This is a genomic window from Streptosporangiales bacterium (assembly GCA_009379955.1).
GTDB lineage: Bacteria > Actinomycetota > Actinomycetes > Streptosporangiales > WHST01 > WHST01.
Genome location: WHST01000172.1, coordinates 1 through 11,178, shown reverse-complemented (window position 1 = coordinate 11,178; position 11,178 = coordinate 1). Strand labels below are relative to the sequence as shown.

At 68.3% G+C, this 11,178-nt stretch carries 9 protein-coding genes; 7 read left to right on the top strand and 2 right to left on the bottom strand.

What is annotated here, in order from left to right; translation table 11 throughout:
* Window positions 1-156: 156 nt before the first annotated feature.
* From lpdA to GEV10_30295, 7 genes are all read left to right on the top strand, one after another.
* A complete protein-coding gene (lpdA, locus tag GEV10_30325; protein MQA82707.1) occupies window positions 157-1,599 on the top strand; it encodes a dihydrolipoyl dehydrogenase in 1,443 nt (480 codons plus the stop codon).
* Window positions 1,596-2,825, top strand: a complete 1,230-nt coding sequence (locus tag GEV10_30320; protein MQA82706.1) for an FAD-dependent oxidoreductase — start codon at window positions 1,596-1,598, stop codon at window positions 2,823-2,825. The genes lpdA and GEV10_30320 overlap by 4 nt, the downstream gene beginning before the upstream one ends.
* Before the next feature lie 50 nt (window positions 2,826-2,875).
* Complete coding sequence (locus tag GEV10_30315; GenBank protein ID MQA82705.1) at window positions 2,876-3,544, top strand: FCD domain-containing protein; 669 nt, start codon at window positions 2,876-2,878, stop codon at window positions 3,542-3,544.
* Between the two features lie 149 nt (window positions 3,545-3,693).
* Window positions 3,694-4,470: a glucose 1-dehydrogenase gene (locus tag GEV10_30310; protein MQA82704.1), complete on the top strand. Its 777-nt coding sequence runs from the start codon at window positions 3,694-3,696 to the stop codon at window positions 4,468-4,470.
* 24 nt (window positions 4,471-4,494) lie between these two features.
* Entirely contained in the window at window positions 4,495-5,613 is a 1,119-nt protein-coding gene (locus GEV10_30305) for a leucine dehydrogenase (protein MQA82703.1), read from the top strand.
* Window positions 5,614-5,650: 37 nt separating this feature from the next.
* Complete coding sequence (gene putP, locus GEV10_30300) at window positions 5,651-7,192, top strand: sodium/proline symporter PutP (GenBank protein MQA82702.1); 1,542 nt, start codon at window positions 5,651-5,653, stop codon at window positions 7,190-7,192.
* 75 nt (window positions 7,193-7,267) lie between these two features.
* The gene (locus tag GEV10_30295) at window positions 7,268-8,974 is read left to right on the top strand and encodes a hypothetical protein (protein ID MQA82701.1); all 1,707 of its coding nucleotides are present in this window, start codon (window positions 7,268-7,270) and stop codon (window positions 8,972-8,974) included.
* Between the two features lie 154 nt (window positions 8,975-9,128).
* Here GEV10_30295 and GEV10_30290 read toward each other — a convergent pair whose 3' ends face one another.
* Together GEV10_30290 and GEV10_30285 are read right to left on the bottom strand one after the other, a co-directional pair.
* Window positions 9,129-9,545, bottom strand: a complete 417-nt coding sequence (locus GEV10_30290) for a hypothetical protein (protein MQA82700.1) — start codon at window positions 9,543-9,545, stop codon at window positions 9,129-9,131.
* 374 nt (window positions 9,546-9,919) lie between these two features.
* A complete protein-coding gene (locus tag GEV10_30285; protein ID MQA82699.1) occupies window positions 9,920-10,648 on the bottom strand; it encodes a hypothetical protein in 729 nt (242 codons plus the stop codon).
* Window positions 10,649-11,178 lie beyond the last annotated feature (530 nt).

The following is an 11,178-nucleotide window of genomic DNA, read 5'->3' as shown; positions in this document are numbered from 1 at the left end:
GCGGCGACGGTCCCCACGAGACAGCCGGCGACTACTACCCTTGGACAAGACATCCTCCTGATGAGTGGTTGGGACACCAAGCCCGTTTACCCCATCAGGGGGATGTCCTGATCTCCAACCATCCGTTCAGGTCTTTACTACCGGCGGGAGACGCACATGGTGGTCGGAGAGATGCCCGAAGGCGTCGACCTGCTCGTCGTCGGCGGTGGCCCAGGCGGTTACGTCGCCGCGCTGCACGCCGCCCGCCGCGGCAGGTCCGTGCTGCTGGTCGACGCGGCGGGTGAGCGTGGTCTCGGCGGCATCTGCGTGTCCGTCGGCTGCATACCTTCGAAGGCGCTCATCGAGCTCGCGGGCACCGCGCACGGGCTCGGCGACTGGGCGGAACGTGGACTGAGCGTGCCGCGCGCCGACGTCGACCTGGTCGCGTTCCAGGTGTGGAAGGAACGGCTCGTCGACGGCCTCAGGTCAGGGGTCGGGCGACTGCTCGACCAGGCGGGCGTCGAAGTGCGGCAGGGCAGGTTCAGGTTCACCCGGCGCGACCAGGGTGCGGTGGAGTCAGGTGCGGGGCCGCCGAGTCACGTCCAGTTCCGTTCCTGCGTGCTCGCCACGGGTTCGAGGCCCGCGGAGCTCCCACCCGTGCCCCGCGACGGCGTGCGCGTCCTCGACTCCACCGACGTGCTCGCACTCGACCAGGTGCCGGAGAGCGTCGCCGTCGTCGGCGGCGGGTACGTCGGCATCGAGCTCGGCACGGCGCTCGCCAAGCTCGGCGCGCGGGTGACCATCGTCGAGCCGGCCGACGGCATCCTGCCCGCGTTCGGCGGCCAGATCGCGGTACCCGTCGCGCGCAGGCTGGCCAGGCTCGGGGTCGACGTGCGTACGGGCACGACGGTCGTCGCCGACGACGGCGAAAGGCTGACCGTACGCGGCCCCGCGGGAGCCGAGGAGTGGCTTGACGGCGACCGTGTCGTCGTCGCCGTGGGCAGGATGCCCAACACCGACGACGTCGGCCTCGACGCGCTGGGCGTGACCGCCGGCGCGGACGGGCTGCTCGCGGTGGGGCAGGACAGGCTGCTCACGCCCTCGGTCGCGGCGATCGGGGACATCACGCCAGGTCCCGCGCTCGCACACAAGGCCACCGCCGAGGCGCGCGTCGCCGTCGACGTGCTCTGCGGCGTCGCGAACGCGTTCGACCCGAGTGCGGTGCCCGCGGTGGTCTTCTCCGATCCCGAGGTGGCCACCGTCGGACTGTCGCTGGACGAGGCTCGGGCGCAGGGCTATGACGCCGAGGTCGCGTCCTTCCCCACCTCCGCCCTCGGACGTGCGCGCACCCTGGCCGAGGACGCGGGCTTCACCCAGCTGGTGTACGTGCGCACGGACGGTATGCTGCTCGGCGCGCAGCTGGTGGGACCACACGCCTCCGACCTGGTCGCGGAAGCCGCGCTCGCCGTCGAGATGCGCGCCAACCTGGAGGACCTCGCGGAGACCATCCATCCGCATCCGACGATGAGCGAGTCGTTCATGGAGGCCGCTCTTGTCGGCCTCGGCACGCCCGTGCACATCGCGGCAGGACGTGCCGGCTCGAGGCGGGCGGCCGGATGAGGGCCGTCGTCGTCGGTGCCGGGATGTCCGGCCTCGTTGCAGCAGACGAGCTGCGCAGGGCCGGTCACCAGGTCGCGGTACTCGAGGCGCGCGACCGGGTCGGCGGTCGGTTGTGGACGCTGCACGACGGCCTGTTCGGCGGCCAGTTCGCCGAGCTCGGCGCCGAGACGCTGTACGTCGGGCAGCACAACGTGCTCGCGCTCGTCGAGCGCTTCGGGCTCGAGGCGGTGCCTTGTGGCTACTTCGATCCCGAGGCGCCCGGCATGCTCATCGGCGGACGTCGCCTGCCTCGTGTCGAGCGGGTGCGGGTGACGGGCTGGCTGCGGGAGCGTTACCGCGACGCGCCGCCCGCGCCGTTCGAGAACCTGCAGGCGTGGTCGAGCAGGTTGTCGGCTCCCGCCGAGGTGGTCGCCTTCCTGACCGCGTTCGCCCAGTACACGCCCGTCACCTCGCTCCGGCATGCCGACGCGGGGGAGTTCGAGCGGCAGTTGACGCACGAGGGTGGTTCGTACCGGATCAGCGGCGGCAACGACCTGTTGGCCCGTCGGCTCGCGGCGGAGCTGGACATCAGGTTGGGCGAACGGGTACGTGCGATCCGCTGGCGGTCAGGGGGAGCCGTGGTCGAGACCGAAGAGGGATCGGTCGCCGCCGACCGCGTCGTCGTCACCGTGCCAGGGCCGTTGACGGTGGGGCTCGGGTTCGACCCGCCGCTGCCGCCGGAGAAGGTGCGTGCGCTGGCGGAGCTTTGTTACGGCACGGCGACCAAGGTCGTCGTCCAGTACGCGGAACGAGCGGCTGTCGCCGCAGCGGTCCGGGCCGGCTGCTTCACCGACGGAGTCGCGCCGTGGCTCGTCGAGCAGTCGAGGCACCAGTCCGGCGACTCTGCGCTGCTGTCCTCCATGCCGGGCGGCGACGCCGAGCCGGCGTCCGTGGACGACGCGTTCCTCGACGCGCTCGACCGTGACGTCGCCGTGCTCGCCGGCCGTCAGGTGACGCGGTTGGCGGCACTTTCGCACAGCTGGACGCGGGACGAGTTCGCGCGCGCGGTCGTCAGGGCGCCACTGGGTGACCAGCGTGTCCGGGTGTTGCCCGAGGTGCGCAGGCCGCTGGCCGACGTGGTGTTCTTCGCCGGGGAGCACACCGACGACCGGGTGGGGCCTGGCGGGCTCGAGGGTGCCGTCAGGTCGGGGATGCGCGCGTCGAGCGAGGCGCTGGCCGCTGGTTGAGGGGATCGGCCAGCGTATGCTGTCTTGTATACGCGAGCTAGGGGGTAGCTGTGGAGTCGCGTACGGAGCCCGACGCGCGGCGCGGGACCTCGCTGCGCGAGGCGGTCCATCAGGGACTACGCGACGCGATCCTGCACGGCAGGTACCGGCCCAACCAGCGGCTGGTCGAGCTGGAGCTGGCCGAGGAGCTGAACGCGAGCCGCACCCCGGTGCGCGAGGCGCTGCAGCGGCTCGGCAGCGAGGGGCTGATCGTGCGTGTCAGGCGTGGCTGGGCCGTTCGCGAGTTCAGCAAGTCGGAGATCCGCCAGATCTACGAGGTGCGGCTCGCCCTGGAGGGTTACGCCGCCAGGCTCGCGGCGGAACGGGCGAGCGACCGTGAGCTCGACGAGATCGGTGCGCTCATCGACGAGCAGTTGCGTGCGCAGGCCGCCGACGTGATCCCGCGGGACCTGCTGGTGCAGGTGAACGACCGCTTCCACGACTGCATCGTGGCGGCGTCGGGCAACGAGCGCCTGGTGGAGAGCATCCGCCACAGTCGCACCTACTACTTCAACTACCGGCTCGCCGCGCTGTACTCCGACGGCCAGGCCGTCGCGTCGCTCGACGAGCACGTCGCGATCGCGGCCGCCGTGCGCCGTCGCGCCGGTGACAAGGCGGAGCTGCTGACGCGCGAGCACATCACCAGCGCCGTCGAGCTCATCGTCGACCGCCTGATCTGACTGTCCATTCATCCATTGCCAGGCCCGAACAGCGGCGTGTACATTACGGTATCCAATTAGACATGCACCAAGTTCGGCCGTTGCGCGCCAGCCCGGGAACGGGCGCCGTGGACGCCGAGTGGAGGTCGAATCAATTGGCGGTCGAGTCGATGAATGCTTCCCCCACGTTCGACCTGACCGGGAAGGTTGCCGTCGTCACCGGGTCGAGCCGCGGGCTCGGCAAGGCGATGGCGTGGGCCCTGGCGTCCCAGGGCGCGTCGGTCGTCATCAGTGGGCGTGACCTGGCGGTGGCCGAGGCCACGGCCGCGGAGATCACGGCAGCGGGTGGCACCGCGTCGGCGACCCAGTTCGACAACACCGAGCGCGACAGCTGTGCGGCGCTCGTCGACTCCGCCGTCGACAGGTACGGCCGGCTCGACATCCTCGTCAACAACGCGGGCACCGACATCATCAAGCCGGCTGAGACCTACGACGAGAACGAGTGGGACGAGGTCATCGCCACGAACCTGAGCGGCTACTTCCACTGCGCGCAGTTCGTCGCGCGGCGGCTCATCGACCAGGGTGAGGGCGGGTCGATCGTGATGATCTCGTCGATCGCCGGCAAGGTCGGCATCCGTGGCCTTACGGCGTACGCCGCGAGCAAGGGTGGCATCGACCAGCTCGTGCGCACGATGGCGGTCGAGTGGGCGCCGCACGGCATCAGGGTCAACGCCATCGCGCCCGGCTACTTCGAGAACATCATGCAGAACGCGACCGGCGAGCACGACCGGCCGGAGAAGCAACGTCAGGTCATCGACTTCACGCCGATGGCGCGGCGCGGCCTCCCCGCCGAGCTCGGCGGGCCCGTGGTCTTCCTTGCCAGCGACTCGGCGTCGTACGTCACCGGACAGGTGCTCTACGTCGACGGCGGCTACACGGCCAACTGAGCAGGGGAGGGGAACATGCAGAGCATGACCGCGCCGGTGTTCGACTACCTGCGGGAGCACGCCTTCAAGAAGGTAGTGCTGGTCAACGACAGCGCGACGGGTCTTCGCGGCGTGATCGCCATCCACTCCACCGCCCTGGGGCCTGCGACCGGTGGCCTGCGGATGTGGACGTACGCGAGCGAGGAAGACGCGATCTTCGACGCGTTGCGCCTCGCCAGGGGGATGACGTACAAGTACGCGGCTGCCGGCGTCGACCTCGGCGGCGGCAAGGCGGTGATCATCGGCGATCCGAAGAAGGACAAGTCGGAGGCGCTGCTGCGCGCCATGGGCCGGATGATCGACCAGCTCGGCGGCGAGTACATCACCGGTGAGGACGTCGGCACCACCCTGGCCGACATGGAGACGCTCTACGCGGAGACCGAACACGTCGTGACGCTGCCAGAACACTGCGGTGGCGCCGGTGACATCTCACCGTCCACCGCACTTGGCTCTGTGCAGGCGATGCGCGCGTGTGCCGAGCGCGTCTGGGGAGACACCGACCTCGCCGGACGCACCGTCGCCCTGCAAGGGCTCGGTGCGGTGGGAAGCAAGGCGCTCGCCCTGCTGGTGAAGGCGGGCGCACGGGTGACGGTGTCCGACATCGACCCCGACAAGGTCGAGCTGGCGGTGCGGGAACACGGTGTCGACGCGGTCGGGCCCAGCGCCATCTACGACGTCGATGCCGAGATCTTCGCGCCCTACGCGCTCGGTGCGGTCATCAACGACGACACCGTCGGCAGGCTGAGGGGCAAGGTCGTCGCCGGTTCCGCGAACAACATCCTTGCCGAGAACCGTCACGGCGACGAGCTCGCCGAGCGGGGCATCGTCTACGCCGTCGACTACGTGGCCAACTCCGGCGGAACAATCTTCGACACCGACCGCTACCGCAAGGGCGGTTTCAATCCAGAGCGCGCGCGTACCAACGTGCTGCGGATTCTCGAACGTACGCAGGAAGTGTTCGCGATCGCAGACCGGGAGGGCATCCCGTACTACCGCGCCGCCGACAGGCTGGCCGAAAAGCGGATCGAGGCGTTGAGCGCGGTACGTCTGCTCGACCACCCCGACACCGTTCACGCGACGCCACCGACGATGCGGCGTTCCTGAACTCGCGAGGTCGGATGGGAAGGCACCGGGAGACAAGATGTCAGAACAGGCCTCCTATACGACGACCTTCGTCGTCTACTTCGGCGCGATGCTGCTCATCGGTGGCTGGTGCTATCGGAAGAACAAGGACCTCTCCGACTACGTGCTCGGCGGGCGCTCACTCAACTACTGGGTGACCGCGCTGAGCGCGATGGCGAGCGACCTGAGCGGCTGGTTGCTGCTCGGGCTCCCCGGCGCCGCGTACCTGGGCGGCCTCGGCGCCTCCTGGATCATCCTGGGACTGTTCGTCGGGCTCTACGCAAACTGGAAGTTCGTCGCGGCGCGGCTGCGTGACTACTCCCAGCGGGCAAGGGACTTCACCAGCGGCAAGGAGGGCGACGCTCTCACCCTCTCCGCGTACTTCGAGAACAGGTTCGAGGACCGAACCCATCTGCTGCGCCTGATCTCCGCGGTGATCATCATCGTCTTCTTCACCATCTACGTGGCCTCGGGCCTGGTAGCAGGTGGAGTTCTCTTCGAGACGGTGTTCGGCACGAGCGCGACGTTCGGCGTGATCGTCACGGGCAGCGTCGTCGTGGTCTACACGTTCGTCGGCGGTTTCCTCGCGGTGAGCTACACCGACTCCGTGCAGGCCGTGCTGATGTGGGGGGCCGTGGTCGTGATCCCGATAGCGACGATCGCTCTCGTCGGCGGGTTCGGTCCTATGGCCGACGCCCTGTCGCAACGCAACCCCGACCTGCTCTCGCTCGTGGGCAACGTGAGCCTCGCGGACGGAAAGTGGACGTCAGCGGGATCGGTGAGCCTGGTCGCCATCGTCTCGGGGCTCGCGTGGGGCTTCGGGTACTTCGGGCAGCCGCACATCCTGGTCAGGTTCATGGGGATCAGGTCGGCTTCCGAGATCCCGAAGGCCAGGCGGATCGGCGTGACCTACGGCGTCACGGGAATGGGTGCCGCAGTCGTGCTCGGTCTCGTCGGCATCGCCTACTTCAAGCAGCCGCTCGCCGATCCCGAGAGCGTCTTCCTGAAGCTGGTGCAGGACATCATCCCCGGCTGGCTCGCGGGCCTGTTCCTCGTCGGTGTCCTCGCGGCCATCATGAGCACCGCGTCGTCCCAGCTGCTCGTCGCGGCGTCGTCGCTGAGCGAGGACGTCTACAGGCGCTTCTTCAACCGGCAGGCCTCCGGCATCCACCTGCTGTGGGTAGGCCGCTTCGTCGTGCTCGGCGTCGCCATCGTGGCATTCTTACTGGCGCTGCGGGGAGGCAGCGTGCTCGCCATCGTGGCGTACGCCTGGGCGGGGTTCGGCGCGGCCTTCGGGATGGTCCTGCTGATCTCCCTGTTCTGGCGCAAGATGAACCGGGTCGGCGCGATAGCCGGCATGATCGGCGGCGGCGCCACGGTGCTCATCTACAAGCAGCTCGACACCATCGGGCTCTACGAGATGATCCCAGGCGTCGCGGTGAGTCTCATCTGCATCTTCGTGTTCAACCGCTTGGGAGCACCTCCGACCTCGGCCATGGAGGAGGACTTCGACGACATCGCGGGCAGGCAGCGCAAGGGCGAGCCGGTCGGCTCCCCCTGACAGGCAGCCGGACAGCGCAGGTCGCTCGCGTGCGGGTCGAAGCGTGGGACGCGGCGGTAGCGGAGGTGCTTTCACGTGGTAACGCCCGGCAATGCCGCAGCCTCGAACACCAGTGCCTTGTTGGAGGAAGGCGCCCACGCCGTTGCTACGCATGGCGTAGGTAGATCACGTCTGTCCACGGCCGCCGACGTGGGTTCAGAGTTCGAGTACAAGCGGCAGGCACGCGAGAATCGCCGCGTCATGTATCACGCACACATCGGGCTCGGCACGTGGCCCGCGACGAGGACCGCACTGCACGAGATCACGGACGCACTCGAATCAGACGGGCACCGGCTCGACAGGTTCGGTCTGTGTCTCGAGAGCGCGATGGGCTTACCGGAAGAGCAACGCGGTGCGGCTCAGAAGGAGACCGGGCCTCGCCTCGAAGCGGAGGACTGGGACGACGTCGCCAATGCCGTGACAGCCCAACCACACCTCGGTGACTTCGTCATCGGCACTCCCGCGTCCCTGGAGAACACGGTCAGAGCCCTGGCCGTGGGGATCACGACGCTGGGAAACATCGGTCAGTACTTCTCGTTCGATCCACCGGGTGGCTGGGACGAGCACCAGTTGAGAGACGCGACCCTCCGTGCGCTGGGTGCCATGGCGTACGCGAGGCCGCAAGGGGCCATTGTCCACTCGTACCTCGACGACGGGCCCGCCATGCAGTTCTCCACGTATGGCAATTACCTGGCATGGGCGGCGCTGGAGAAGCATATCCTGAACGACCTCCTTGGTGTCCGAGTCGCTCATTGCTTCGGGGGACTCGTGCCCCAGCTGCCCGCCAGAGCGTTCCTCGCCCTGGCCTTGCTTGAGATGCAGGGCACAGACGGCGTGGGCTCGATGATCTACGGGAACACCGTCGATTACGGACGTGACCTCGCCCGCAATCGATCCGTGCTCGACGACTATTTGCTCGTCGACATCGCAACGCAGCTGGCCGCTCCGACCGGCCATGCGTTGAACCCGGTTCCCCTGACCGAGAACATTCGAATCCCGAACGCCGCAGAGGTCATCGACGTGCAGCTCGCGGCTCGAGAAGTGGAAATCGAAGCGAGGCGTAGCAGCGACCTGTTCGACTGGTCACGTCTGGACGTCGAAGTGAAGACCGCGGTCGCCTATGCGGAGTCGGCGTCTTCTCGAATCATCGAGTACCTCGTCGAACAAGGCGTCGACCGTACCGATCCTGGATCCTTGCTGCTCGCTCTCAGGCACACCGAGATCCGCAAGCTAGAGCGCATCGTCGATATCAAGCCGCCTCCTGGACTTGCCAGCCTCGAGCCGTGGAAGGCGAGTACTGCCAAGGGGTTGGTCGGACAGATCGAAGCGCACGCTGAGACCCGGCTCGACGGTGTACGCGTCGTCGTCGCCGGCCTGGACGTGCACGACCTGGCTCACGATGTCCTGGCGGCGGCACTACCCAACCTCGGCGCAGAGGTCATCAGCCTCTCCAGCGGCTCCACGCCGGAGGCGGCCACGAACGCTGCCGTGGCCGAGGACGCGGACGCCATCGTCGTCTCCACGTATAACGGCGCAGCAGCGGCCCTTGGCAAGCGTCTCGCAGCAGCCGCGACCGAGCAGGGCTTCGACGGGCCGATCCTGATCGGCGGTGTGCTCAACCAGGACGACGGCAGCGGACTTCCCGTCGACGTACACGATGAACTACGGCGCCTCGGACTCCTGTGCCCGACAACACTCGCCGAAGTTCCCCGACTCATCAGCAAAGGAGTACCGAGTACGTGATCGACTCCTGTGGCTCCTGCAGCGGCAACCACACCCCCGAGCAGATCGAGAGACTGCGGCAAGTCCACGTCCTGAGCCAGGAGTTGGTCGCCGCTGTCGATCGGGGCATCAACGTGTCGCCGGTCATCGCCCAGCTCGATCCTGATCCGTTGCGCTACGCGTTCGTCACCGAGGGCGCGGAACACTTGCCGACGTCGCTCGCACGATGCTGGGGCAGGAAGAACGGCCGTTCCTCGTCCTGGACGGCCCGCCAGCCCTCCAACCCGGCGACCGTGGTGCCGTCCAGAGCGAGCATCCGCGAGGCGTTGTCAGTCTTGCCGTCACCGTCTTCGGCGTGGCCATCGACGACGACACGAGTGTCCTCGATGGCGAGCTGTCGTGTTCGCAGGTAGACGACCGACCACCGCAGACCGCATAGCCCGGCCCGTCGCATGCCCGTGGTCACCGCGAGCAGGTACAGCGGGTAGAACCGGTAGTGGCGGATGCGTCGCAGGAAGGTCGCCAGCTGGTCGGGTGTCCACACCGACGGGCGGTGGCGCGCCACCCGCGGCGGCTTGACCTTGCTCGCCACGTTCTCCGGAACGTAGTGCCATGTCGCCGCGTCGACGAGTGGCTCGAACCCGCCAAATAGCGCCAGCGTTGGGCGGGGTCAGTGCCTGTCATCGACCGCGATGGTGATGGCGCCGGCACGGCGATCTCCGACCGTCTCAGTGAGTGTCCAGCAGCCCTTGGCCGGCACGACAGGGACGCTGGGTACTGACCGCCGCCGATCCCGTCGACCCGCTGGGTGAAGGTCTTGCCCGTCGACGCCTCCTTGCCGTGGATGACCAGCGCCTCGTTCCCGCCGTCGTCGACCCACCAGAGGATCTTGGTGTTGGCCTTGGCGGTCATCTTGCCGCACGCGCGCATGATGGCACGGGAATCGCCGTCGTGTGACCGACAGGGTTACGGCGACGCTCGGTGTGACTTGGCGACTCGCACGAGGAGGACGACCGACAGGGCGATGATCCACACCACCGTCGTCAGCGGGGTGAGCAATCCGATGGGTCCGTCGAGGGCGAACGGCCCGGTGCGGGCGAACGTGGTCGCGGCGAGGATGTGGGCCAGGCCGGACAACAAACCCAGGGCGCCCACCCACGGCGGGGCGAGGCGTGCAACGTGAGTGCCGAGCACGACGCCGACAGTCATCACCAGGGTGGGTATCGCGGATACGGCGAACCCGGCGAACAGGCCGGCCCACCCCGACGCGACAAGCGCCGCACCGCCACCGTGAGCGGCGGAGAAGACCGCCACCGCGGCGAAGACGGTGCTCGTACCGACCAGTGCCTGAGTGAGCACACCGGCGACCAGGCCGACACGCAGCGATGTCCCACCTCGCGCGCCGCCGGGCACCGCCACGGTCAAGCCGGTCAGGAGGATCAACAGGAACACGGTTCCCAGGCCAGCCAACTGGATGGCAATGAACAGCCGGACGGCTGCGGCTCGGACCATGCTCGCGACCGCGGCGTCTCCGTCAGACAGGTGGACGGTGGTGGGGACCATCGCCAGCCCGATGATCCAAAACAACATCCCGGCGAGCCCGGCCACGGCACCCCAGACGAGCGCGCGTCGCCGGGCGACCGGCGCGGCCGTCACCTCGGATGCTGCCAGCTGAGTCGGTATATCCTCGGTCATCACCGATCATCTGCTCTCGATACGAACGGCCAGTCTGCCAGATCACCACTGCCTTGGCCCGAAACCCGGCCTCCTTCGACGTCGGCCATTGTCATCTCCTCGCACCTGGCGGCTGGCTCGGGTTCCTGCGCGACCTGACCGCGCCTGGCGGGTATCCTGCCCGTCGCATCGGACGCGCACAGCGGCTTGACCGCGGCGATCGGCGCCACACTGCCTGGCGCGTCGTAGCAGCGGTGCCGCACCGATCCGCCGCCAACCTGATGAGCGTGACCCGAATGCTCGCGTTCACCGCGTTCCGAAGGAGATCTGGCGCCCGATCTGGTCGAACAACCCCTGCGAACGCCTGAACGCGAGATCCGCCGCGGCACCGTTGCCTGGTACCAGGATGCAAGATCCAGACGAGCGCGCCGAAGGTGGCGCTCAGCGACAGGACGTTCATGAGCACCGCCTTGAGCGGCAGTAGGACCGACCCGAACGCGAGGAACAGCAGCACGAACGTCGCCGAGCCGACGAGCAGCGCGACCCACGGC